General features: G+C 40.9%; 20 protein-coding genes. 13 read left to right on the top strand and 7 right to left on the bottom strand.

Annotated features, from left to right (window positions below):
* Positions 1-220: 220 nt before the first annotated feature.
* Positions 221-997 carry an IclR family transcriptional regulator gene (locus tag PP2015_RS12000; RefSeq protein ID WP_058030564.1) on the bottom strand — a complete coding sequence of 259 codons (777 nt, stop codon included), beginning with the start codon at positions 995-997 and terminating at the stop codon, positions 221-223.
* 306 nt (positions 998-1,303) lie between these two features.
* Between PP2015_RS12000 and PP2015_RS11995 the strand changes: the two genes are divergently transcribed.
* Together PP2015_RS11995 and fucP are read left to right on the top strand one after the other, a co-directional pair.
* Positions 1,304-1,951 (top strand): RraA family protein, encoded by a 648-nt coding sequence (locus tag PP2015_RS11995; RefSeq protein ID WP_058030563.1) that lies wholly within the window; start codon positions 1,304-1,306, stop codon positions 1,949-1,951.
* Between the two features lie 45 nt (positions 1,952-1,996).
* Positions 1,997-3,397, top strand: a complete 1,401-nt coding sequence (gene fucP, locus PP2015_RS11990; protein ID WP_058030562.1) for an L-fucose:H+ symporter permease — start codon at positions 1,997-1,999, stop codon at positions 3,395-3,397.
* Between the two features lie 111 nt (positions 3,398-3,508).
* On the opposite strand, the gene PP2015_RS11985 is transcribed toward fucP, so the two are convergent.
* Both PP2015_RS11985 and PP2015_RS11980 read right to left on the bottom strand, forming a co-directional pair.
* On the bottom strand, positions 3,509-4,288 hold the full coding sequence (locus tag PP2015_RS11985; protein ID WP_058030561.1) for a hypothetical protein: 780 nt from the start codon (positions 4,286-4,288) through the stop codon (positions 3,509-3,511).
* A 542-nt stretch (positions 4,289-4,830) separates the two neighbouring features.
* Positions 4,831-6,144: a Na+/H+ antiporter NhaC family protein gene (locus PP2015_RS11980; protein WP_058030560.1), complete on the bottom strand. Its 1,314-nt coding sequence runs from the start codon at positions 6,142-6,144 to the stop codon at positions 4,831-4,833.
* A gap of 477 nt (positions 6,145-6,621) precedes the next feature.
* Between PP2015_RS11980 and dapB the strand changes: the two genes are divergently transcribed.
* From dapB to PP2015_RS11955, 5 genes are all read left to right on the top strand, one after another.
* Positions 6,622-7,428 carry a 4-hydroxy-tetrahydrodipicolinate reductase gene (gene dapB / locus PP2015_RS11975; RefSeq protein ID WP_405127341.1) on the top strand — a complete coding sequence of 269 codons (807 nt, stop codon included), beginning with the start codon at positions 6,622-6,624 and terminating at the stop codon, positions 7,426-7,428.
* Positions 7,429-7,639: 211 nt separating this feature from the next.
* A complete protein-coding gene (gene carA, locus PP2015_RS11970; protein ID WP_058030558.1) occupies positions 7,640-8,773 on the top strand; it encodes a glutamine-hydrolyzing carbamoyl-phosphate synthase small subunit in 1,134 nt (377 codons plus the stop codon).
* A gap of 16 nt (positions 8,774-8,789) precedes the next feature.
* A complete protein-coding gene (gene carB, locus PP2015_RS11965) occupies positions 8,790-12,008 on the top strand; it encodes a carbamoyl-phosphate synthase large subunit (RefSeq protein WP_058030557.1) in 3,219 nt (1,072 codons plus the stop codon).
* A gap of 114 nt (positions 12,009-12,122) precedes the next feature.
* Positions 12,123-12,599, top strand: coding sequence for a transcription elongation factor GreA (greA, locus tag PP2015_RS11960; protein WP_058030556.1), 477 nt, complete (start codon positions 12,123-12,125; stop codon positions 12,597-12,599).
* A 314-nt stretch (positions 12,600-12,913) separates the two neighbouring features.
* Positions 12,914-14,155, top strand: coding sequence for a hypothetical protein (locus PP2015_RS11955; RefSeq protein ID WP_157599087.1), 1,242 nt, complete (start codon positions 12,914-12,916; stop codon positions 14,153-14,155).
* A gap of 20 nt (positions 14,156-14,175) precedes the next feature.
* Here the strand turns inward: PP2015_RS11955 and PP2015_RS11950 are convergent, their stop codons facing one another.
* The gene (locus tag PP2015_RS11950; RefSeq protein ID WP_058030554.1) at positions 14,176-14,616 is read right to left on the bottom strand and encodes a VOC family protein; all 441 of its coding nucleotides are present in this window, start codon (positions 14,614-14,616) and stop codon (positions 14,176-14,178) included.
* Between the two features lie 158 nt (positions 14,617-14,774).
* Here PP2015_RS11950 and PP2015_RS11945 point away from each other — a divergent pair, with 158 nt between their 5' ends.
* The 6 genes from PP2015_RS11945 (at position 14,775) to ihfA (ending at position 21,560) form a co-directional block, all read left to right on the top strand.
* On the top strand, positions 14,775-15,968 hold the full coding sequence (locus PP2015_RS11945) for a sensor domain-containing diguanylate cyclase (RefSeq protein WP_058030553.1): 1,194 nt from the start codon (positions 14,775-14,777) through the stop codon (positions 15,966-15,968).
* 65 nt (positions 15,969-16,033) lie between these two features.
* Entirely contained in the window at positions 16,034-17,089 is a 1,056-nt protein-coding gene (locus tag PP2015_RS11940) for a DUF2066 domain-containing protein (RefSeq protein WP_058030552.1), read from the top strand.
* Positions 17,086-17,796: a DnaA regulatory inactivator Hda gene (gene hda, locus PP2015_RS11935; RefSeq protein ID WP_171041728.1), complete on the top strand. Its 711-nt coding sequence runs from the start codon at positions 17,086-17,088 to the stop codon at positions 17,794-17,796. Before PP2015_RS11940 ends, hda begins: the two co-directional genes overlap by 4 nt.
* 83 nt (positions 17,797-17,879) lie before the next feature.
* Positions 17,880-18,860 (top strand): phenylalanine--tRNA ligase subunit alpha, encoded by a 981-nt coding sequence (gene pheS, locus PP2015_RS11930; protein ID WP_058030551.1) that lies wholly within the window; start codon positions 17,880-17,882, stop codon positions 18,858-18,860.
* Positions 18,861-18,873: 13 nt separating this feature from the next.
* Positions 18,874-21,261 carry a phenylalanine--tRNA ligase subunit beta gene (gene pheT / locus PP2015_RS11925; RefSeq protein ID WP_058030550.1) on the top strand — a complete coding sequence of 796 codons (2,388 nt, stop codon included), beginning with the start codon at positions 18,874-18,876 and terminating at the stop codon, positions 21,259-21,261.
* Between the two features lie 2 nt (positions 21,262-21,263).
* Entirely contained in the window at positions 21,264-21,560 is a 297-nt protein-coding gene (ihfA, locus tag PP2015_RS11920; protein ID WP_058030549.1) for an integration host factor subunit alpha, read from the top strand.
* A gap of 196 nt (positions 21,561-21,756) precedes the next feature.
* Here the strand turns inward: ihfA and PP2015_RS11915 are convergent, their stop codons facing one another.
* The 3 genes from PP2015_RS11915 to cysK form a co-directional block, all read right to left on the bottom strand.
* Complete coding sequence (locus PP2015_RS11915) at positions 21,757-22,611, bottom strand: Tim44 domain-containing protein (protein ID WP_058030548.1); 855 nt, start codon at positions 22,609-22,611, stop codon at positions 21,757-21,759.
* 123 nt (positions 22,612-22,734) lie between these two features.
* On the bottom strand, positions 22,735-23,622 hold the full coding sequence (locus PP2015_RS11910) for a substrate-binding periplasmic protein (RefSeq protein ID WP_058030547.1): 888 nt from the start codon (positions 23,620-23,622) through the stop codon (positions 22,735-22,737).
* Positions 23,623-23,742: 120 nt separating this feature from the next.
* Positions 23,743-24,711 (bottom strand): cysteine synthase A, encoded by a 969-nt coding sequence (gene cysK, locus PP2015_RS11905; RefSeq protein ID WP_058030546.1) that lies wholly within the window; start codon positions 24,709-24,711, stop codon positions 23,743-23,745.
* Between the last annotated feature and the right edge of the window lie 21 nt (positions 24,712-24,732).

Below are 24,732 nucleotides of genomic sequence, written 5' to 3'. Positions count from 1 at the left end.
AAGCAGCTCTGGTAAGTTCAGATTTTCGCTTTTAGGCGTGAATAAATCATGGATTGTTTGTTAAAAGCCTAGTGCTTTTTTTAGGTCGCTTTTGGCGTGTTAAGAGCTTAGCTGCATCATGTTCGTTTTATTACTGTGCAAAAAACGAACATGATTGTGAAGAGGTTGGCTTATTTTGTCATTAAGCTAATTTTTTAAGTGAGCATTATGGTTTGCCAGTTTAAAAGCCGCCGAATGTTTTAGCTAATGAAGATAATTTTTTCGTACATTTACTAATCTCTTCAAGACAAGCTGCGGGACTAGGGGTGTTGATCCCTCTATGCTTACAGTACGGTACGGTGAGTGCTGCTGTGGCTTCATGTTTGTCGTCGATAAAAATGGGTGAAGATAAATCTAATACGCCAGAGGTTGTGACGCTAGACATTTTAATATACCCATTTTTTCTGGTTTCACTAAGTAAGCTTTCTAGTTTCTCTTTGTTAAAGTCATTTGAGGAAGCGTACTGTTTATATATTTCTTCTCTTTTTTTCTCTTCCATCCAAGACAGTAAAATAATGCCAGAACAAGAGGTATGTAGGTCCATGCGGTACCCAACTCTTACAGAGAAGCTAATTTGAGTCGGGTTTTCAACCCTTGCGATAATGACACCATGATTACCACTCATAACTGTTAGGTGGCACGATTGGCTGATCTTTTGAGCTAACTCATGCATTAGGGGAAAAGCAGCTTCAACTAAAGTGCCAACAGGCGGAACGCTCATACCTAAGTCGAATAATTTATTTGAAACCACAAAACTGTCTGAATCACCATGGCGAGATAAGTAACCTCTAGCTTCTAGCACAGCAGCCATTCTGTATAGTTCACTTTTAGAACGACCTAACTCAAGTGAGATCTGTGCTAGAGTCATCGGGTTCTTCTTCTCTACAAGCAGCTCTAGAATATCTAACCCTTTATCTAGTGCTGGCGCAGAGTAATTCTTTGTTTTTTCTTCTTTCATTAGTGATTACCTTATCTAATAAGCAAACAATTCAAGCTTTTTGATTCGCTAGTGAAGTAGTAATTTAACTAATGATACCACTGTATTAAGTTACGCGTTAATCATAAATGGCAATAATTGGGTATATTTTGTTTAATTTCCGTTATTTCAAGCCATTACATACTATTTTTCATTCGGTATTGTGCCTGTGCACTAGTTGAGGGGCCAGTTTCGAAGCGCGAAGTTATGAATAATGGTTTGACATGATAGATTTTGTGTGCACTATATATAGATGAGCGTTTTATATATGAAATAAGTGGTGAAAAAATGAATAAATATTTACAACTTCTTGAAAAAGCTTATTCAGGCATCGTGTTCGATGTTTTAAGAAGTTTTGGCCATCCAAACTGTGTTTTACCAGATACGATTCGCCCATTGAATCTTGAACATAGTATTGTAGGTCCGGCTTTTACAGTTGAGGGTCAGGCTAACTCAGATCTGACGGAACATGAATCGTTAACCCAATGGTGTCAGATGCTGTCTAAAGCTCCAAAGGGTCATATTGTTATTTGTCAACCTAATGACGGTAATGTAGCTCACATGGGGGAGTTATCTTCTGAAACGTTCGTCTACAAGGGGGTGACAGGATACATTGTAGATGGTGGCTGTAGAGACAGTGGCTTTATCACCAAAACCGGCTTCCCTGTTTGGTCAAAATACTATACGCCAAGAGATGTTGTTGGATGCTGGCAACCAACTGCTTTTAATCAACCTATCACCATTGGTGGGGTAGAGATAAAAGCAAACGATATTATTTTCGCTGACCGCGACGGTGTTGTAGTGATCCCGAGTGATTTACTTGAGCAAGTTGCTAACAAAGTTGATGAACTCATCCATACTGAAAACAAAGTGAGAACAGCAATTTTATCAGGAACAGACCCAGTCGACGCGTATTTAAAGTACGGTAAATTCTAAATTAGGGTCCTGAATTAATTCATTGCGACGTGGAGGAAATAAAAGATGAGTTCAAATCAAGAAACTAAATTAGGTAAAGGCCGAGATGATTCGCCTCCGATTTTGACGCGGCAGGCATTACCAGGTTTTTTGTTGGTAGCGATGCTATTTCCTCTATGGGGGTTTGTTAATGATGTAACTAACCCTTTGGTGAATGTATTCAAAGACATTTTCATGATCTCAAATGCTCAGAGCAGTTTGGTGCAGTTTGCTTTTTATTTTGGTTACGGGGCCATGGCAATTCCTGCTGCTCTTTTTATTCGTTATTTTTCTTATAAAGCAGGAATTTTGCTTGGATTAGCAATTTACACACTCGGAGCCTTGATGTTTGTGCCTGCAACTTACTTTGTCGAATTTTACTTTTTCCTTTGCGCATTATTTATTGCAACTACGGGCTTGGCACTATTAGAAGTGACATGTAACCCGTATATTTTATCAATGGGTGCAAAAGAGACCGCAACAAGACGGTTAAATCTCGCTCAAGCTTTTAATCCAATTGGTTCGCTACTTGGTATGACGACAGCGACAATTTTCCTTAATAATTTACAAGTTGAAGCGTTTAAACAAGCTGAGCGAAACGCAAACCCTGAATATCAAAATATGTTACCAGCTGTAGCTGACTCTAAAATTAGTGCTAGTTTAGAATCGTTTGCTCAGACAGAACCTGAAGCTTTTCATTCTCTTCAACTTCATGATCTTATGATTATCAGAGAGCCTTACATTATTATCGCTGCTGTAGTGATGGTCCTCTTCCTCGTTTTTCTTTTTACACCATTTAAAGCAGATAAAAATACCACTGACCCTTTAACAAAAAAAGCGTTGAAAGAAACCCTTATTCGATTAAAAGGAAATAGACGCTACTTAGAAGGTATTATTACTCAAGCTTGTTATGTGGGGGCGCAAATCATGTGTTGGACCTTTATTATCCATTATGGAGTCACAAATTTAGGTATGCCAGCAGCGGAAGCTCAGAAATATAATATTGTGGCAATGATCATGTTCTTAAGTGGGCGTTTCATTTGTACTTTTGCCCTTAATTATATTCGAGCTGAAAAGCTACTATGTTTACTCGCTGCAACGGCTGTATTTTTGACCTTGGGTTGTATTACGTTAGAAGGTTATATTGGCTTATATTGTTTGGTTTTAGTTTCATTATGTATGTCGTTAATGTACCCGACAATTTATGGGCTAGCTTTAAAAGATTTAGATGATGATGCCAGTTTAGCGTCTGCTGGTTTGGTCATGGCTATTATGGGTGGGGCATTAATGCCTCTTCTTCAAGGCACGTTAATAGATATATTACCGAATATTGGTTATATATCATCAGTTCAACTTTCTTTCATTGTTCCAATGTTGTGTCTTTCAGTTGTCTGTTTATATGGTTATAGATGTTTAAATAATCTATGAGAAGAAGTAAGTTTAGAGAAGCGCATATTTAGCGCTTCTCTATGTTCTTAAAAGAAAGGCTTAAGAGAAAAAGCTAAGTGAGATTTAACCCCTAATTTCGCTCGTTTTTATTTAAAATTGCCAAACTATGTGGAGCTGGGGTGAAGACTCAGTAATATCGGTTCCAAGCTTGTTTCGCCACCATTGCCATTCTATACCAAGCATTAATTGCTTTTCTTTATTCATTAGAGCATGACCTATATCCCAGCGCACAGCTGGCTGAGCTAAGATCCAACCTTTCACGTCATTGCCAAATTCATCTTCACGACTGGCAATGTATTCCACGTGTCCGGTGAAATAAAACTTATGTTCAGAGATATTAAATGGCATGCCCCAAGCAACATCAAACATCCAGCTGTCACTTTGAGTCGGTGCACCGCCTTTTGCAACACCTTCACTGTCGTCAATGTAAGCGGTAATCATAGTTGAAAGAAAGTCAAAGCCTGGCGCTTTCCAGTTTAACTTTACGCCCGGTAAATACTTAATGACTTTAGCATCGCCAGATACATTGATACCCGCCACAAAGCTGGCACTTTGCATTGTTGAATTAACATTTGGTTGCCACGCTTTTGGCATTAAGAAGCTTGAATACCATTCGCCATAAAAGTCGTTGTTATTAAAGCCGTCATCTAAATCATCTTTAGTAAAGTCGATAAAAAAGAAGTTATCACCATAGTCATATCCAGATGCATGCTGCACAGAATAAATTTGCGTTTGCGCACTTTGTTGGCTAAATGGGTTTTTTACATCGCCAGAGTTAAAGTGAAATTGCGTGTCGCTCCAATTCGCTGCAGTAGCAGAAAAAGAGCTACATAACGCGAGAGAGGCTAATAAGCGGATGTTTTGATTCATGATAAATTATTCGCAGAGGGTAGATAAAGTGAATTATATACTCAAATTACTTCAAGTGACGAGGTTCAGCGAGAATTGATTGGCTTTAAGACAAGGTATAATTAACCTAAACTCGGGGTAATAAATCTATCTACAGCGACTACTTTCAATGCTAACTGCGTTGAATTCACTTGCAATAGGCTTGCTATTGACGCGTAAATTCGCCTTGTTATCCCTTAAAGTTTCCGGCTGTAGACTTTTAAGAATTCCTACCATTTTAAATCAATACACTAATAAATCTCTTAACCCAAGTTCAGGTTCTTTGATGATTTAGTGGTTCTAAATCGAAAATAGATGACGCAGTATGAAAGTCAATCAAACTCGTCTAAGGAAGTGCTTATTCACTTATGATAAGTATAAAAAGAGCATTGAAAGTAGAGAGGCATTGCATTTCTAGAACTACTAAGAAGCGCTCTGAACATTGTTTTTGAGGTATTTTGGGTATATTTATAGCCCCAAAGAAATTGGGGCTATAAATCAAGAAAAGTGGTTTTTGTTAGTCTTTATGCTTTATTTCTGCGCAAGCAGATTACTGCTATGGCGGTGAATGCTAAAATAAAGCAGTAGAAAGATGATGTTGAGACATCCCATGGACTGATCTTGAAGGTCGCGCCAAGTAATAATGCTTGTGCACCATAAGGTAACGACCCTTGCATTACACATGCAAAAATATCGAGTAAGCTTGCTGAGCGTTTCGCTGAAATTTTTCCGTCTTCAGCTAGCTTCTTTGCGACCGGGCCAGCAACAATAATACTTACGGTATTGTTAGCAATACATAGGTTAGAGGTCAGTACCAGTGCAGCAATGCCTAATTGATCCGCTACTTTACGGTGAAACTTTGCGATAAACGCCGTTAAACCTTGGATTTTATGTGCCAGATAATCAAGACCGCCATTCACACGGATAAACTCAGACAGACCGCCAATGAACATAGACAGCAAGAAAATCTCTTGCATATCGCTGAAGCCTTTATAAACGTCTTTAGCGAAACTGCCGATTTCATAGTTGGCCGTAAAGCCCATCGCTGCGGCGAAGATGATGCCACTAAATAGCACCACGAATACATTTAGACCCGCAACAGCCAGTACTAAGATAAACGCATAAGGTAATACTAATAACCAATCAAAGTCTTTGGTTTCTACGGCCTGTGGCTCAGGGGTTAGGAAAGTCAGTAGGGCGATAGTTAAAATAGCTGCTGGGATGGCAATCTTTAAGTTTTCTTTAAACTTATCTTTCATTTCACAGCCCTGCGTACGTGTTGCAGCAATGGTGGTGTCAGAAATAATAGATAAGTTATCACCAAACATCGCACCAGAAACTATGGTGCCCGCCATAAGCGCTGGGTCTATACCTGTTTTAAGTGATACGGCATACGCAATCGGACCGATAGCACCTATGGTACCCATTGATGTACCCATCGCAGTTGACACTACGGCAGCAATTAAAAAGAGGCCTGGTAGAAGCATTGAAGGCGGAATAAGCGATAAACCAGCATTGACAACCGCATCGACACCACCTGTTGCGCCTGCAACAGCAGAAAACGCACCTGCTAATAAGTAGATTAAGCACATGGTGATGATATTTGAGTGACCCGCACCTTTTATAAAGGTGTCTACACTGTCATTGATCGGTTTGCGGTTAACCCAAAATGCGATAACGATGGCAGGTAATATTGCTACAGGCGCAGGCAACTGGTAGAACGCATAATCTACGCCTTGCGATTGTAGGTATAAGCCTGCACCTAAAAAGAGTGCCACAAAGGTTAGTAAAGGCAGTAGCGACAACTTGGCTGCTACCTTGTTTACAGACGCCTGCATGTAAACCTCATATTAAGAAATAGTTATTTTTATTATGCAATCATTGTTCACACAATTGCGTGCATAATTCAAGCGATAAAAAAGGATGTGTGAATGTATAGATGGCTAGATGTTTTGTCAAACTTAATCCATGAAAAAAGCCCTACAATGTGACTTTAATCTTTTATCTATAAATTAGAGGGTAGCTGCATAACAGATAATGCTAGGCAGGCTTTTGAAAAGCACAAACCTATTTTAAATGAACATTATCATTTATTGGTTATATCGTGTTTATGACTTAACTATTAACTTCTGAACCTTTATTGCATTCCATGCAGATTTCGTCAGCTAATTTAGTTATTGCGCTTTTCTTCATTATATGAGGCTTAATTTCAGTAATGGAGCTAACTGAAGTTTCAGCGAAAACATAATATATGAAATTTTTAAAGATGATTTATGGCAACAAACTCTGTATAAACACAGAAAATTTGAATGGGGATGAATATGACTAACATCGCAATTTTTGGCGCCAATGGCCGAATGGGCAAAGTGTTGTGTGAAGCAGCGCTTATTTCAGGTAATACTTCACTCGCGGCGGCTTATGTACGTGACCAACATGATTTAATTGGCACTAAAGTGCAGCATTTTATTAATCAGGGTGAAACGGGCGTTGCTTTCTCAACCGAAGCTGTGATTGCCGAAGACGTTGATGTAGCCATTGATTTCACTTTACCTGCAGGTATGAAAAAGCACTTAGCAACAGCGCTAGCGCGTAAAACGCCTTTAGTTATTGGCACAACAGGTTTAACAGCTGAAGATATGACAGAGCTTGAACAAGCGGCGAAACATATTCCAATCGTGTTCTCTCGTAATTTCTCTGTGGGTATCAACTTGTTAGAAAACCTTGTAAAACAAGCTGCAAAAACGCTGAGCGATGACGTAGATATTGAAGTGTTCGAGTTGCACCATAGACACAAAATCGATGCCCCATCGGGGACTGCTTTGATGATTGGTGAAGCGATTGCACAGGCCAAAGGCTGGGATCATGATGAAGTTGCTGTTTTTGATCGTAGTCAAGATGAGCATGAAAAATCTCAAAAAGAGATTGGCTATTCAGTGATGCGTGGCGGTGACATAGTAGGTGAACATACGGCTTACTTTGCTGCAGAAGGCGAAAGACTTGAATTAACCCACAAAGCAAGCTCTAAAATGACCTTTGCTAAAGGTGCTGTAAGGGCTGCAGCTTGGTTAAAAGACAAGCCTGTTGGACTTTATACCATGCAAGATGTGCTAGGATTTAGGTAGAAAAGTTACTTTTTTAACCGTTTCAAGTAAAAAAACAGTTAAAGGGGATATTTTTAATTTTTTAAGGTTTTCTCATAGACCTTTCTCAAGTTTTCATCTAAAATACTTGGAATTTGCCAAATTTTTATAAGTGGCGTGTTACCAAGCGCTTTTTAAACGGGTATTCCGGCTTTGTTGGCTGGGTCCCGTTTTTTACCATTAGGAGGTTAACTTGACTAAATCCGCTCTGTTAGTCCTAGAAGACGGCACAGTGTTCCGCGGTACAGCTATCGGTGCTGACGGTATGTCAGTTGGTGAAGTTGTATTCAACACTTCGATGACTGGTTATCAGGAAATTTTGACTGATCCATCGTACGCAGAACAGATCGTAACTCTGACTTACCCGCATATCGGTAATACGGGTACTAATAGCGAAGATGAAGAAGCGAATAAAATCTGGGCGAAAGGCCTAGTAATTCGTGACTTACCTTTGCTTGCTAGTAACTTCCGTAACGAGCAATCACTAGATGATTACTTAAAGCAGCGCAATATTTTAGGTATCGCAGATATCGATACACGTAAGTTAACGCGTATTTTACGTGATAAAGGCGCGCAAAACGGTTGTATCATCGCTGGTGATATTGACGAGCAAAAGGCACTAGAAGCTGCACAAGCTTTCCCGGGCCTAAAAGGTATGGATTTAGCCAAAGTTGTGTGTACAAAAGAGCAGTACACATGGAACGAGACAAGCTGGACGCTTGGCGAGGGCTTTAAAACACTTGCTGACGAAGATGCAAAATTCCACGTTGTTGCTTATGACTTCGGTGTGAAGAAAAACATCCTTCGTATGCTAGTAGACCGCGGTTGTAAACTAACAGTTGTTCCTGCAGAAACCTCCGCTGCAGACGTGTTAGCACTAAACCCAGATGGTATCTTCCTTTCGAATGGTCCTGGTGATCCAGAGCCGTGTACTTACGCTATCGAAGCAATCAAAACTTTCCTTGAAACAGACACACCAATTTTTGGTATCTGTTTAGGTCACCAGCTTTTAGCCCTAGCTTCAGGCGCACAAACGGTGAAAATGAAGTTTGGTCACCACGGTGGTAACCACCCGGTTAAAGACCTAGACCGTAATGTTGTTATGATCACTGCGCAAAACCACGGTTTCGCAGCAGATGAAGCAAGCCTACCAGAAAACTTACGTGCGACGCACGTATCGTTATTCGATGGCACATTACAAGGTATTCACCGTACTGATAAGCCAGCATTTAGCTTCCAAGGTCACCCAGAAGCGAGCCCAGGTCCTCACGACGCTGCGCCACTGTTCGACCATTTCATTGAACTAATGCAAGCACGTAAAGCGTAATTAGAGCGGAGTAACCATGCCAAAACGTACCGACATACAAAGTATTCTAATTTTAGGTGCAGGCCCGATCGTTATCGGTCAGGCGTGTGAGTTTGACTACTCAGGCGCGCAAGCTTGTAAAGCACTTAGAGAAGAGGGTTACCGAGTTATCCTAGTTAACTCAAACCCTGCAACTATCATGACTGACCCTGAAATGGCTGATGCGACTTACATCGAGCCAATTCACTGGGAAGTTGTTGAGCGCATCATTGAAAAAGAAAAGCCAGATGCTGTATTACCTACAATGGGTGGTCAGACTGCGCTTAACTGTGCACTTGACCTAGACAAGCACGGCGTACTTGCAAAGCATGGCGTTGAGCTAATAGGTGCAACAGCAGATGCAATCGACAAAGCAGAAAACCGTGAGCGTTTTGATGCTGCGATGAAGGCCATTGGCCTTGAGTGTCCTCGCGCAGAAATCGCACACTCAATGGATGAAGCACGTGACACGTTAACACGTATCGGCTTCCCATGTATTATTCGCCCTTCTTTCACCATGGGCGGTACCGGTGGTGGTGTTGCTTACAACATGGAAGAGTTCGAAGAGATCTGTACTCGTGGTCTTGACCTTTCACCTACAAGCGAGCTTCTAATTGATGAAAGCTTACTAGGTTGGAAAGAGTACGAGATGGAAGTTGTACGTGACAAAAACGACAACTGTATCATCGTATGTTCTATCGAGAACTTCGACCCTATGGGTGTTCACACAGGTGACTCAATCACTGTAGCACCAGCACAAACACTAACTGACAAAGAATATCAGCTAATGCGTAACGCATCGATGGCGGTTCTTCGTGAGATCGGTGTTGAAACAGGTGGTTCAAACGTTCAGTTTGGTGTAAATCCAGCTGATGGCCGCATGGTTATCATTGAGATGAACCCGCGTGTATCTCGTTCATCTGCACTTGCATCAAAAGCAACGGGTTTCCCAATTGCGAAAATCGCTGCAAAATTAGCAGTAGGTTATACGCTAGACGAGCTTCAAAACGACATCACAGGTGGCGCAACACCTGCTTCGTTCGAGCCGTCAATTGACTACGTTGTAACTAAGATCCCTCGTTTCAACTTCGAAAAATTCGCAGGTTCTAACGACCGTCTAACGACTCAGATGAAGTCGGTAGGTGAAGTTATGGCAATCGGCCGTAACCAGCAAGAGTCTCTTCAAAAAGCACTTCGTGGTTTAGAAGTTGGTGCAACGGGCTTCAACCCAATTGTTGCGCTTGACGATCCGAATGCAAATGAAAAAATCGTTCGTGAATTACGTGAGCCAGGTGCAGAGCGTATTTGGTTCGTTGCAGATGCAATGCGTCACGGTATGAGCGTTGAAGATGTGTTTGAGCTGACTAAGATTGACCGTTGGTACCTAGTTCAAATCGAAGACATCATCAAAGATGAAGCAAAAATCGTTGAAGGCGGCATGGCTGGCTTGAACAAAGATTTCTTACGCCGCTTAAAGCGTAAAGGTTTTGCTGATGCACGTATCGCTGAGCTATTAGGCGTAAGCGAGTCAGAAGTACGTAAGAAGCGTCATACTTTAGAAGTATTGCCTGTATACAAGCGAGTAGATACGTGTGCGGCAGAATTTAGCTCAGACACAGCTTACATGTACTCATCATACGATGAAGAGTGTGAAGCAAACCCGTCTGACAAAGACAAGATCATGGTTATCGGCGGCGGCCCTAACCGTATCGGTCAAGGTATCGAATTCGATTACTGTTGTGTACACGCAGCCCTTGCAATGCGCGAAGACGGCTACGAGACTATCATGGTTAACTGTAACCCTGAGACTGTTTCAACTGACTACGACACATCAGACCGTCTATTCTTTGAGCCAATCACGTTAGAAGACGTATTAGAAATCGTTCGTGTTGAAAAGCCAAAAGGCGTTATCGTGCAGTACGGTGGTCAAACACCACTTAAACTAGCGCGTGAACTTGAAGCGAACGGTGTGCCAATCATTGGTACTTCACCAGATGCAATCGACCGTGCTGAAGACCGTGAGCGCTTCCAGCAAATGGTTGAGCGTTTAGACCTGCTTCAGCCTGAGAATGCAACGGTTACTTCACTAGAAGAGGCAGTGGCTAAGTCTCAAGAAATCGGTTTCCCACTGGTTGTTCGCCCTTCATACGTACTGGGTGGTCGCGCGATGGAAATCGTATACGACGAAGACGATTTACGTCGTTACATGACTGAAGCGGTACAAGCGTCTAACGAAGCGCCAGTTCTACTTGACCGTTTCCTAGATGACGCGATTGAAATCGACGTAGATGCTATTTGTGACGGTGAGCAAGTTATCATTGGTGGTATCATGGAGCACATCGAGCAAGCAGGTGTTCACTCAGGTGACTCAGCATGTTCACTACCAGCTTACTCATTAAGCCCTGAAATCCAAGATCGCATGCGTGACCAAGTAACACGCATGGCGTTAGAGCTTGGCGTTGTGGGTCTAATGAATACCCAGTTTGCTGTTAAAGATGGCGAAGTATACCTAATCGAGGTTAACCCTCGTGCAGCGCGTACTGTACCATTTGTATCTAAGGCAACGGGTGTTGCACTTGCTAAAGTAGCTGCGCGTTGTATGGCGGGTCAGTCACTTGCAAGCCAAGGCGTGACGAAAGAAATTATTCCTCCTTACTACAGCGTAAAAGAAGTGGTACTTCCATTCGCTAAATTCCCGGGCGTTGACCCAATGCGTGGTCCTGAAATGCGTTCAACCGGTGAAGTTATGGGTGTGGGTGACACATTCGCTGAAGCATTCGCTAAAGCACAGCTTGGTGCAGGTAACGTAATGCCACGTGGTGGCCGTGCGCTACTTTCAGTTCGCAACAGCGATAAGAAGCGTATTGTTGAGCTTGCTCGTACGATGCGTGAATTAGGCTTCGAACTAGATGCAACTGGCGGTACTGCGAAAGCACTTGAAGAAGCAGGTATTGAAGCGCGTCGCGTAAACAAGGTTTACGAAGGTCGTCCTCATATTCTTGACCGTATTAAGAATGGCGAGTACAGCTACATTGTAAACACGACTGAAGGTCGTCAAGCGATTGAAGATTCTAAAGTACTTCGTCGTGGTGCACTGCAAGGTAAAGTAAATTACACAACAACGCTTAACGCTGCATTTGCTAACTGTAAAGCAAACTCTGCAGATGACCGTGCAACGGTTTCTTCAGTACAAGAGCTACACAAGCGCGTAAATTAATTGTCGAGGCATTGCCTAGTCTATGCATCGTGATATAGACTTAGTCAATTAATTGAAATATAAAAGCCCGGTTTTACCGGGCTTTTACTTCTGTACTTCTGGGAAAGAAAGACAATGCAACAAACTCCGATGACAGTACGTGGTGAGCAATTACTGCGTGAAGAGCTAAACGAATTAAAAACAGTTCGCCGTCCTAAGATCGTGGCTGACATTGCGGAAGCCCGTGAACACGGTGACTTAAAAGAAAATGCTGAATACCATGCTGCACGTGAAGAGCAGGGGTTCTGTGAAGGTCGTATTCAAGAAATTGAAGCAAAACTGTCGACTGTACAAATCATTGACGTTACTAAGATGCAAAATAATGGCAAAGTTATTTTCGGTTCTACAGTGACAATCGTGAATTGTGACACAGACGAAGAAACAACTTACCGCATCGTGGGTGATGATGAAGCAGACATCAAAAACAATCTGATTTCATTTAACTCGCCAATTGCACGCGGTTTGATTGGTAAAGAGTTAGATGATGCGGTAACCATCAAAACACCAAATGGTGATGTTGAATTCGAAATTATTGAAGTTCAGTACATCTAATTTCTTGTTGTAGATATTCTCTGAAAGCCAAGCATTAGCTTGGCTTTTTTTATACCTGTAATACCGTGTAATTGCAAAGTCAGCATGATAATTTAAAGTTAACGTATAAAAGAAAGGTTCAATCATCTTTAGGGATTAAAGCGTTTACTCATAGTGTTAATAATTGTCTATTCAAAACTGTAAGGATGCAGAAGATAGAGCAGTTAAGAAGTAGTAGCCAAGAAAAACTAAATAGCATTTAGCTAAAGACACGTTTTCTTTGCTTTTTATTTCTCACTTAATTTAAACAATTAGTGTAACAGGGAGCGTTAATTATGGTTGCTGATACTCATCTTCAATTTACATTGCAACATCAATTTTTTGATGTGTTGCTAGACAAAATATCTAGTTTAATTTGTTTAGAATCCCTTGCTCATTCCCACTACCATAGATTCATTAATCAACAGCAAGAAATAAGTAGATGTGGAGCTAGGGTGCTGTATGGTGGAAAATTCTATCAATTATCAAATGGCACAAAAACTCTTTATGAAGCAATCTTACTGACGAATGATAGTGAGCCTCTATTTGCTTCTTTGGCTGAGATCGAGTTTTTCTTAAAAAAGCATTCTATGCATGCCACTTTTATCGAACTAGCTGCAAGTCAAACAGTTCTTCCATGCTTTTATAAAAAAAATATGAGTTTGGTGACGGCTTCATTGCTGCAGCAATGGTTTAATTTCGGTCCATTTGGGTTTCATATTGAATGGTTAAAAGAGATGCCTAACTATAACGCCAGCTATATTACGAGGGCATTACTTTATCTAGATAAAAGCTTATCTGAAAAAGACTGGTTACTTGGTTATGGGCTACATTCGAACATCATGCCCATTTCAGACAATCACCCAACCATACATCAAATCATGAACAGCTTAGATATATGCCGACCAATTTGTATTTTGGATGCTCATTTACCAATTGCTTATGTCAATGATATCACTGCTGAACTGATTTTTAATCAACTAAAAGGGAATTCACCTTTTAAGCATTTTGAAGCGTTTAAAAGGTTGTTAGATGAGCAAGGGGGGTTGTTTGACCAGCAATTACTATGGCTGATTGATATTTTTCCAGAGGAGCAGCTGCGACAGCAAGCATCTCACCTGCTCACAACGATTGATGATATTTTATATAAAAGTAAAGAGGCAGGGTTTAGTTCGTTACTAGTAAATGACACACATAAATTCTCTAAACAGGTTATCGACTATTATCAGCAATATGCTTTACCTGTAAAAGTAGTCAGTGACGCCATAAATGATGGTGATTATGAAGTTCATATATCTCCTGAGTATCCGGTAGAGCCTTTATCTCCTTTGAGAACTCTTTTTACTACTTTAAAAAACCAAGCGATAAATAAAAAACAGCCTCAAAGTTTACAAACAATTTGTGCAGCTATGCAAAATGGGGTAACAGATGATGGCGGTTATGTTGTTTTGAGTGAAGACCCATTCAATGTTTATAAAGAAGATTTACTGTCAATTCACGTATTAGGAAAGGTTGACACAATTGATAGGGTCAGTTGACCCAATCAATTGTATTGAAGTTACCAGCTACCGGTATTTTCCATATCGACCCAAGGTTGCTGTGGTGGTAGAGAGTCACCTTTTTGTAATAGCTCGATAGAAATACCATCAGGTGATTTAACAAATGCCATATGGCCGCAACGAGGTGGACGATTTATGGTGACACCTGCATCCATGAGTTTTTGACAAAGCGCATAAATATTCTCGACGGCAAATGCTAAATGCCCGAAATTTCTGCCGCCAGTGTATTCTTCTGTATCCCAGTTGTAAGTAAGCTCAATAGTCGGGCTGAAAGTTTGTTTAGCCATTTCAAGCTGGCCTGGGGCCGCTAAATAGACCAATGTAAACCTGCCAGCCTCGCTATCATAGCGTTTCACTTCATTAAGACCTAATAGATCACAATAAAATGCTAATGATGCGTCTAAGTCTTTAACGCGCACCATAGTATGTAAAAATTCCATCATTGCTCCTAATCAACTTTGTGACAGACCTCATTAAACGAATAAAGTCTCAGGTTGGTTTGAAAAATCAATTAAATGTTCTAAGTTAAATTAAATACACATAGCTTAACGGACAATACTTATCTAGGGTAGGACAGATGAGTATGCAAAGGATATTAATGGCCAAATTAACCATTACCAGTGATAACAATGTTATTGATAGCATGACAGACATTGTTGCATGCTTGAATACCAGCGACTCAATTCAAAGATTTCTGCTCGATATTCACTGTATATTACAAAAAGTGACCTATGCCGATAATTTTTATGTAGTGCTATTCAAAAAAAATGGTGAGCTATCTTTTCCATATTTCCATGATGTCAAAGACGATATTCGGGCTGAAGATTTAGAAGATATTAAGTTTGAACAAATTAAAAAGACGCTTACAGCTTATGCTCTAGAGCAAAAAACAATTTGTAACTTTACTGATGTAGAAATTCAGCAGCTAATTGATGCTGGCACATTACAGGTGTTAGGCACAGTTCCGCAGCAATGGCTTTGCTTCCCGTTAAAGAATCGCAATCACTTTCTTGGCGCTTTCATAATTCAATCTTATCGGCGTAATGATGAATATTCTGGCGTCATTGTTGATGTACTTTACACCATTAGTCATGTCATCTCGTCTGCACTTGATGCATTTAATAATCAACAAGCTTTGCTCGAAGCCAATCAAACATTGCAAGATTATCAAGCAGAACTGGAGAAACATGTTGCAGCTCGAACACAAGAGCTGCAACAAAGCTTAGAAGATTTACAACATGAGGTTGAGAAAAGCGAAAAGCTGCAATCACAACTAGAATACGAGTCATTGCATGACAATCTGACAAATTTAGCGAATCGAAAGTATCTATTCAAAGAGCTGTCGCGGTTAGCCTCTAAATCAGAGAGAAATAAAATAGAAGTGTATGTGCTGTATTTGGATTTGGATGACTTTAAACCAATAAACGATGATTTTGGTCACAAAAGCGGTGATTTAGTGTTAAGAACGGTTGCGCAAAGGCTGACGAGTGAAGTTAGAGGATATGATTTGGTTGCCAGAATCGGAGGTGATGAATTTGTAGTTTTACTAATGGAACCGTTACATTTTGGTGTGTTGGAGCAGTTATGTAAGCGGTTGCTTAGCAGTATTCAACAACCTATTCAATTAGAATCAGATCAGATAGTTCAGTGTGGTTGTAGTATTGGCGTTGCAGGAAATTACAACCAACAGTTCAAGGCTGAAAATTTATTACATCAAGCAGATCAGTCATTGTACGAAGCAAAAAACAAAGGTAAAAACCAAGTTCACTTTGCTATGAGTCATGAGCAATAGGTTTAACTTGCTTTATCTTTTAGTTGCTTTAGGATCAAACTCAAACGTTTTGTAAATGCCTTGATATGATCCTTAGATTGTTATTTTTGTGTTGTTTAATCTCTCCAAGCTTAGTTAAAGCAATAGAGGTTTTAGACCTTTATGAAAGCACACTTTATATTAAAGATAAAACACGTGCCAGTCGCGTGGATGCAAGCCAAGCAGCGCTTACTAATGTAATCAAAAAGTTGACTGGCAAGTCCGAAGCAAGTTCTCACCCTTTAATTCGCCAAGCAATGCGCTCAATTTCTGACTACATGTTGAAATATGAGTATTTAGAAACACGTGATGGTGAATTACAAATTAAAGTAAAATTCGAAGCGCAAAAAGTTGAAGAACTTGTTCAAGACGCAAACCTGCCACTATGGGGTAATAGACGACCAAAGATAGCTATTTGGCTGGCGATTGAAGATGGTTTTCGTAGAGACTTCGTGACCCAAGAAAGCTACCCTCAGCTCGAACGTCTTATTTACGATACAGCTCAAGATTGGGGCGTACCAGTGGTTGTGCCACTGATGGATTTAGAAGATAGAAGCAAAGTTGGCATAGCAGAGGTGTGGGGTAACTTCTCTGAGCCAGTTGAGATTGCGTCGATGCGTTATCAAGCCGAGCGCGTGATCACAGCAAGAATGTTTAAGCCAGAAGCCAGTGATTTTTGGCAATTGGAGTGGCGCTATACTGATGCAGAATTATTCGAGTCGAATCAATTGGTAGGCGACAAGCAGCAGGTGTTGATTCAAATGGTTAATAACTTTTCTGATGCTTTGGTTAAGCAGTTTGCTATTGACCCAAATAAAACCTATGCGTCAGCAAGCTCAGTACTGACTGTCGATAAATTATCTGATTTTGTGACTATAGAACAGGCGAGAAGGCAGCTTATTAGTATCAGTACTGTTGTTGAAGTGGATGTGATCGAACGTACAAACGATGCGGTAAAGTTCCTGGTTGAGCACACCTCAGATGTTACCGATTTAGTCAAAGCGATTAAACTTGAGCAAAGCTTTACGCCTTTTGTAGATCCGAGAGCATTTTATCAATTAGAAGATAGCCATAACCTCAAGTATTCATGGGTAGGCGAATAATGCAGTTAGAGCCAATGCAAATGGCTTTGCCAGTGACTTTACCTGATGATGAAACTTTCAGTGCCTATTTTGGTGGGGAAGAGTCTCTTGAAGTTAATCACTTAAAGGCGACGTTAGAAAATCGCAATGACGACTTTCAATTTACTTATCTATGTGGCTTAGCTGATTCAGGAAAATCTCACTTACTTTATGCCACTTGTATTGCGGCACAAGAATTAGGCTTATCGACCATGCTTTTGAGCCTTCGAGAAGTGATCAGTTTTGGCCCAGAAGTACTCGATGGTTTAGAGTCTTTAGATGTCTTGTGTATAGATGACGTGCATTTAGTCGCTGGCGTAGATATATGGGAAAAAGCGCTCTTTAACTTTTTCAATCGATTTAATGAAAAAGGTAAGTGTTTAGTGGTTACGGCAGATTTGTTGCCTGATATGTTACATATCAACTTGCCTGATTTAGAGTCTCGTCTGAAATGGGGAACGACATTTCAGATCCGCTCAATGAGCGATGATGATAAAGCAGAAGCATTAGTTAAACGTGCGAACATGCGAGGTCTTGAATTAACCGACGAATGCGCGCGTTTTTTACTGACCAGATTAAGCCGTGATATGCGCGCTTTGCTCGATATTTTAGACAGACTCGATCATGCATCGATGGCTGCACAAAGAAAACTCACAATTCCTTTCATAAAAGCCACTTTAAAACTGTAGAAGGGCTAGAATACAGCCCTTGCTTTCAGTTATCATTGTCGATTAATAAACAGCAAATTACCTCAATAAAGATCAGGTAGAAAATGAACTTAGAGAATATCTTAGCCGAAGCGCTAGAAGCCGTTTCGAGCGCGAGCGAAATTGCGCACCTAGAAGATGTACGCGTAAAATACCTTGGTAAAAAAGGTGAGATCACAGGTCTTTTAAAGACTTTAGGTAAATTGGCACCAGAAGAGCGTAAAGACGCGGGTGCTGTGATCAACAAAGCTAAAACGCAAGTACAAGACGCAATTAACGAAAAGAGAGAAGCATTGGTTGCTGCTGAGCTTGAAAAGAAACTCGCTGCAGAAACAATTGATGTGACTTTACCAGGTCGTGTAATGCCGACAGGCGGCATTCACCCAGTAACTCGTACAATTGAAAGAATTGAAACTTTCTTTGGCGAGTTAGGTTTTGCTGTTAAATCTGGCCCTGAAGTTGAAGACGACTTCCACAACTTTGATGCATTAAATATTCCAGAGCATCATCCTGCACGAGCTGATCACGATACTTTCTACTTTAACCCTAAGTTGGTTTTACGTACGCAAACAAGTGGTGTACAGATCCGAACTATGGAAACTGAACAGCCGCCACTACGTATTATCTCTCCAGGCCGTGTTTATCGTAACGACTACGACCAAACACACACGCCAATGTTCCACCAAGTTGAAGGCCTAATGGTTGATACTGACGTGAGCTTTACTGAACTGAAAGGTATTTTGCACGACTTCTTACGCAACTTCTTCGAAGAAGACATGGAAATCCGTTTCCGTCCTTCATACTTCCCATTTACAGAGCCTTCAGCTGAAGTAGATGTTAAAGGTAAAAATGGTAAATGGTTAGAAGTATTAGGTTGCGGTATGGTGCATCCAAACGTACTGAAGTCTGTTGGCATTGACCCAGAAAAATACACTGGCTTTGCATTCGGCATGGGCGTTGAGCGTTTAACTATGCTTCGCTACGGTGTGAACGACTTACGTGCGTTCTTCGAAAATGACATGAAATTCCTAAACCAATTCAGATAAGAGCGAAAGAAATATGAAATTTAGTGAAAAGTGGTTACGTGAGTGGGTAAATCCAGCTATCGATACCGAGGCTCTTTCTGAACAACTTTCAATGGCTGGCCTTGAAGTTGATGGTGTGGATGCCGTTGCCGGTGACTTTAGTGGCGTTGTGATTGGTGAAGTGGTTGAGTGTGGTCAACACCCTGATGCTGACAAATTACGCGTAACAAAAATCAATGTAGGTGAAGACGAGCTGCTAGACATCGTATGTGGTGCAGCAAATTGTCGCCAAGGCCTAAAAGTTGCAGTTGCTAAAGTTGGTGCGGTATTACCGGGTGACTTTAAAATTAAAAAAGCAAAGCTTCGTGGTCAACCTTCTCATGGCATGTTATGCGCATTTGAAGAGCTAGGCATGGCTGAAAGCTCTGATGGTATTTTAGAACTGCCAGCAGACGCACCAATTGGCCAATGTATTCGTGAATACTTTAACCTTGATGACGTGACAATTGACGTTGACCTAACAGCAAACCGCAGTGACTGTTTAGGCATTAAAGGTCTTGCACGTGAAGTGGGTGTATTGAACAGCCAAGACGTGACTGAAGTTGCGATTGCTGCAGTTGAGCCAACAATTGAAGACACGATTAATATTGAGCTAGTAAATAGCCAAGCTTGTCCTCGTTACTTAGGCCGTATCATTAAAGGTATTAACCTTGAAGCGACAACACCGCTATGGATGGTTGAAAAGCTTCGTCGTTCAGGTGTACGCTCAATCGACCCGGTTGTTGACGTAACAAACTACGTGTTACTAGAGCTTGGTCACCCAATGCACGCGTTTGACTTAGCAGCAATTGAAGGTGGAATTAAAGTTCGTAACGCAAACGAAAATGAAGAGCTTGTGTTACTTGATGGTAATACTGCAAAACTTAACCCTTCAACTTTACTTATTGCTGATAACAACAAAGCGCTAGCAATGGCGGGTATTTTTGGCGGAGAAGGTTCAGGCGTTAAAGAAGGTACGCAAGACATTTTACTTGAAAGTGCATTCTTCGCACCACTGGCGATTGCAGGTCAAGCTCGTAGCTATGGCTTACACACAGATGCATCGCACCGTTACGAGCGTGGCGTTGATCCTAAGTTACAGCGAGATGCCATGGAGCGTGCAACAGCATTACTTCTTGAGATTGTAGGTGGTGAAGCAGGTCCAGTTGTTGAGGCTGTGTCTGAAGCAGATCTTCCAGTTGAGAAGTCAGTAACACTTCGACGTGAGCGTTTAGACCGTGTTATCGGTTATCACATTGAAGACGCTAAGGTAACAGATATTCTAACTCGCTTAGGTTTAACGGTTGAATTTACAAATGACACTTGGAATGCACAAGTGCCAAGCTACCGTTTCGACATCAGCATCGAAGAAGACCTAATCGAAGAAGTGGCGCGTGTATTTGGTTATAACAACATTCCAAATGTAGCACCGACAGCTGCGCTTAAGATGACAACGCACCAAGAAGCTAAGCTTCCAGTTGCTAAGTTCAGAAATGAGCTGGTTGCACGTGGCTACCAAGAAGCGATTACGTACAGCTTCGTTGACCCTAAAGTACAGCAGCAGCTTCATCCACAAAGCGATGCGTTAGTATTACCACACCCGATTTCGATTGAAATGTCAGCAATGCGTGTAAGCTTAATGACAGGTTTAATCAACACGGTTGTATATAACCAAAACCGTCAGCAATCACGTTTACGTTTCTTTGAGCACGGCTTAAAGTTCTTAAAAGATGAGACTGCAGAAAACGGTGTGAGCCAAATTGCGGTTCTAGGCGGTATTATTTACGGTAATACACATAACGAGCATTGGTCAATTGAGTCTAAGCCGGTAGATTTCTTTGACGCTAAAGGTGATGTAGAAGCCTTGATTGCTTTAACAAATGATGTAAGTCGTTTCTCGTTCAAAGCCGAAGCAAATGATGGCCTACACCCAGGTCAATCTGCAGCAATTTACCTTGATGACAAAAAAGTTGGCTTTATTGGTGCTGTTCATCCTCAGCTTCAAAAGTCTCTTGGTTTAAACAATGCAGCGTTTGTATTTGAAATTGAAGCAGATGCATTAGTTGCTCGTAAGCTGCCAGAGGCGGTTAGCGTGTCAAAATTCCCATCAAATCGCAGAGATATTGCTATTTTAGTTGCGGATGACGTAAAAATAGGCGATATTTTAAATAGCATTGAGAAAGTTGGCGGAAATCAATTAGTTGACCTAAACTTATTCGATGTGTACAAGGGTAAAGGTATTGAGCCGGGCTTTAAGAGCTTAGCGATTGCCCTTACATTGCAAGCAGTTGATAAAACGCTCGAAGAGAATGACATCAATACGCTTGTAGAAAACGTGGTGGCAGAACTTGCCAACAAATTTAATGCATCGTTGAGGGACTAGATATGGCGCTTACTAAAGCAGACATAGCTGAACACCTATTTGAAAAATTGGGGATGAACAAAAAGGATGCCAAAGACATAGTTGAAGCGTTTTTTGAAGAAATCCGCTCAGCGCTGGAAAAAGGAGAGCAGGTAAAGCTTTCTGGTTTTGGCAACTTTGATCTAAGAGACAAAAAAGAGAGACCAGGACGTAATCCTAAAACTGGAGAAGATATTCCAATCTCTGCACGTCGTGTTGTAACTTTCCGCCCTGGGCAGAAGTTAAAGACACGTGTAGAAGTAGGAACAAGCAAAGAATAGCTTAACTAACCTGAACTTTGGTTAACAGATTTATTATCCATCGTTTAGGCTAACAGTCTCACCTGATTTATAAATAAAACCCTAGCGAACGCTGGGGTTTTTTATTTTGAAAAGCTAAAAGCACACAATAACGAGCCTAAAATTCAGGCATAAAAAAACGCCTCATTAAGAGGCGTTTCCAGTATTTATTGATAAATTAATCAATTAGGTCTTCAACACCAACAATTAACCAAGGTGCTTCACCTTGAGTTTGGCGCTCTAAGTGCCAAATCTCATGAATAGGCTCTTCTTGATTGTCACCAAGGTCACGGTATTTACCTTTAAACATAATGCTCACTTCCCAAACATGTGGGTGTGTGTCAGCACGAACAAGTTGCGCGTCAACAAATATTACTTCGGTTGCAACACTGTCATGTTGTTCACGCTCAGCTTTAAATTCTTCAACTAATGCTGGGCTTAGGTACTCAGCCATTTTGTTGTAGTCTTTGTCATTCCAGGCTTTTTGAACTGTGTGGTAGTGGTCACGTGCACCTTGTAAGAAGCCGTTAACATCGAAATCTTTAGGCAGATTAAATGGCACATCATTTTGCTGTCCGAAACCTCCTGAAGACTGCATTGGTTGCTGCGCTTGGAACTGCTGTGGCTGTTGTTGGAATTGTTGCTGCTGACCAAATTGAGGGCCACCTGCCATTTGTGGCTGTTGGCGTTTTGCCATCATGCCCTTGATCAACTTGAAAATAACAAATGCTGCAATTGCTAACAGGATCATTTCTAAGAACTGGAAGCCTTCAAAATCATCACCCATCATAGCTGCAATTAGACCACCTGCTAATAAGCCACCAAGTACACCGGCCATAATGCCTTTTTTACTTGATTTTCCAGCTGTTTTTGCAGGTAAGCTTTTTGTATCAACTTGTTGTTTTTGCTGAGTAGTTGAAGTGCTGTGTGTTTTTCCTGATTTCTTTTTACCGAACTTCTTACGGGCTTCAGCATCGAAGCTAGTTGCGAATAAAAGTGAGATCAGTGAAAAAATAACGAGAAAGTTTTTCATACTATTCCTATTAAACTGAAGTTTTGGTTAGTTTAAATAATGAATAGTTAAAGTTAAATAAAATTTTATAAAAAAGTGTTTAAAGACAGTTTTAATCGAACTAAATGTCAGCAATTATGGAATTTAGTAACATTCGGTGATCCCCATATCGACGATTCTATCTGTTTCACCACTGTTGTTAAATTGATAAAGGCTCTTATTGATATCACCCAGTAGTGTTCTCCAATTAGGGGATCGTTTACTCAATGCAAAGTAAAGATTGTTGTATTGGAGTGAGTGGGTTTCACGTTCTATATTCCTTAATAGAGTCGCTTTTTCTGGTCGAGGTAATTCGGAGTAACTGACGGTGAATTTAAGTACTTTTGGATCGCCAATAATTAAATCTACACGCTTACCAACTAATAATTTGACCAGCTGTAAGTCATCAACAGCTTCAATAATGGTAAACTCATCATTGTCCATCATGGCATCAAATTCAGGGGTATTTTGATAACCTCTTACTACACCAATTTTTTGACCTTTAAGTGACAGTAAGTTTCCGGTAAATCGATCAGCATCACCTTTACGTTTTAAAAAACCTATTTCACCACCTGGGAAGGGGTTTGAAAGCGCGAGAAGTTCGCGCCTAGTTTTTCCCTCAACCGTGTCTGAGGGGGCAGAGTCTTCAATATAGTACTCAGGCATGAGAATATCAGCTTTGCCGAGTTCGGTGGCTCTTACTGCTCTGGCCCAGGGTAGAAACTCGATATATACACTGTATCCTTGTTCGACAAGCAAAGCGACGGTGAATTGAAATACCCAACCTTTATTACATAACTGACTTCCAATATAAGGCGGCCAATCAAGGGTTACGATGTGGACAGGTTTTGAATCGTTTGCATTAAACAGTAAGCCATTTTTATAAGTTTTCCCTTGAACTACTTGATATATATTATCTTTGAAATAGCCAACATTCATACTTGCAAAAGTACTAGAGCTAAATAGAACAATAATAAAAATAAATAGTCGCATGAGGATGTTAGTCTTAAAAAACTTATAAATAAGTTTAGAAAGGAGAGGTAAAAACGTAAAGACAAAAATAAAGAAAGCCGACAAATGTCGGCTTTTCTGAATTTGAAAGCAAAGTTCAAATTATTGAACTAACTCTTGATCGCTGAATTGGTCAGCAAATAATGGGCTTGATAGGTAACGCTCTGTTGCACTTGGTAGAATAACAACAATGTTCTTATCTGCGTTTTCTGGCTTTTCAGCAAGGCGTTTAGCTGCAACAACTGCAGCACCTGAAGAAATACCCACCAGGATACCTTCATCGCGCATTAGCTGGTGTGCCATTTCAATTGCATCTTCATTTGAAACTAGCTCAGTACCATCGATAAGTTCTAGATCAAGGTTATCAGGGATGAAACCTGCACCGATACCTTGGATTTTGTGAGGACCAGGCTTAACTTCTTCACCAGCAAGTGTTTGCGTGATTACAGGAGAATCAACAGGCTCAACCGCGATTGCTTTCACATCAAGGCCTTTCTCTTGTTTAAGGTAGCGTGTAGTACCAGAAATTGTACCACCTGTACCAACACCGGCAACGAAGAAGTCAACTTTGCCTTCCATCGCTTCAAAGATTTCAGGACCTGTTGTTTCGAAGTGAATTTTCGGGTTAGCAGGGTTCTCGAATTGTTGAAGTAATACATACTTTTCTGGATCGCTTGCTAGGATCTCATTCGCTTTTTCGATAGCGCCTTTCATACCTTTAGCGCCTTCAGTCAGTACTAGATTAGCGCCTAATGCTTTAAGTAGCTTACGACGTTCAAGGCTCATTGTGTTTGGCATAGTTAGCGTTAGCTTATAACCACGAGATGCAGCAACAAACGCAAGTGCGATACCTGTGTTACCAGATGTTGGCTCGATGATTTCTTTGCCTTCAGTTAAAGTACCTGCTTTTTCAGCTTCCCAGATCATTGAAGCGCCAATACGACACTTAACACTGAAGCTTGGGTTACGTGCTTCAACTTTAGCGAAAACGTTACCACCTGTTACACGGTTTAATTTAACGATCGGAGTATTGCCAATAGTTAGGCTATTATCTGCAAAGATTTTAGACATTGTGTTCTCTTTCATGATCTA

The sequence above is a fragment of the Pseudoalteromonas phenolica genome (genome assembly GCF_001444405.1).
GTDB classification, from domain to species: Bacteria; Pseudomonadota; Gammaproteobacteria; order Enterobacterales; family Alteromonadaceae; genus Pseudoalteromonas; species Pseudoalteromonas phenolica.
This window is presented reverse-complemented; position numbering and strand designations above follow the sequence as displayed.

What these genes read in the sequence shown, in the direction of transcription:
- PP2015_RS12000 (WP_058030564.1), bottom strand. Translation starts at nt 997, where the DNA reads ATGAAAGAAGAAAAAACAAAGAATTACTCTGCGCCAGCACTAGATAAA.
- PP2015_RS11995 (WP_058030563.1), top strand. Translation starts at nt 1,304, where the DNA reads ATGAATAAATATTTACAACTTCTTGAAAAAGCTTATTCAGGCATCGTG.
- fucP (WP_058030562.1), top strand. Translation starts at nt 1,997, where the DNA reads ATGAGTTCAAATCAAGAAACTAAATTAGGTAAAGGCCGAGATGATTCG.
- PP2015_RS11985 (WP_058030561.1), bottom strand. Translation starts at nt 4,288, where the DNA reads ATGAATCAAAACATCCGCTTATTAGCCTCTCTCGCGTTATGTAGCTCT.
- PP2015_RS11980 (WP_058030560.1), bottom strand. Translation starts at nt 6,144, where the DNA reads ATGCAGGCGTCTGTAAACAAGGTAGCAGCCAAGTTGTCGCTACTGCCT.
- dapB (WP_405127341.1), top strand. Translation starts at nt 6,622, where the DNA reads ATGAATATGACTAACATCGCAATTTTTGGCGCCAATGGCCGAATGGGC.
- carB (WP_058030557.1), top strand. Translation starts at nt 8,790, where the DNA reads ATGCCAAAACGTACCGACATACAAAGTATTCTAATTTTAGGTGCAGGC.
- greA (WP_058030556.1), top strand. Translation starts at nt 12,123, where the DNA reads ATGCAACAAACTCCGATGACAGTACGTGGTGAGCAATTACTGCGTGAA.
- PP2015_RS11955 (WP_157599087.1), top strand. Translation starts at nt 12,914, where the DNA reads ATGGTTGCTGATACTCATCTTCAATTTACATTGCAACATCAATTTTTT.
- PP2015_RS11950 (WP_058030554.1), bottom strand. Translation starts at nt 14,616, where the DNA reads ATGGAATTTTTACATACTATGGTGCGCGTTAAAGACTTAGACGCATCA.
- PP2015_RS11945 (WP_058030553.1), top strand. Translation starts at nt 14,775, where the DNA reads ATGGCCAAATTAACCATTACCAGTGATAACAATGTTATTGATAGCATG.
- PP2015_RS11940 (WP_058030552.1), top strand. Translation starts at nt 16,034, where the DNA reads ATGATCCTTAGATTGTTATTTTTGTGTTGTTTAATCTCTCCAAGCTTA.
- pheS (WP_058030551.1), top strand. Translation starts at nt 17,880, where the DNA reads ATGAACTTAGAGAATATCTTAGCCGAAGCGCTAGAAGCCGTTTCGAGC.
- pheT (WP_058030550.1), top strand. Translation starts at nt 18,874, where the DNA reads ATGAAATTTAGTGAAAAGTGGTTACGTGAGTGGGTAAATCCAGCTATC.
- ihfA (WP_058030549.1), top strand. Translation starts at nt 21,264, where the DNA reads ATGGCGCTTACTAAAGCAGACATAGCTGAACACCTATTTGAAAAATTG.
- PP2015_RS11915 (WP_058030548.1), bottom strand. Translation starts at nt 22,611, where the DNA reads ATGAAAAACTTTCTCGTTATTTTTTCACTGATCTCACTTTTATTCGCA.
- PP2015_RS11910 (WP_058030547.1), bottom strand. Translation starts at nt 23,622, where the DNA reads ATGCGACTATTTATTTTTATTATTGTTCTATTTAGCTCTAGTACTTTT.
- cysK (WP_058030546.1), bottom strand. Translation starts at nt 24,711, where the DNA reads ATGTCTAAAATCTTTGCAGATAATAGCCTAACTATTGGCAATACTCCG.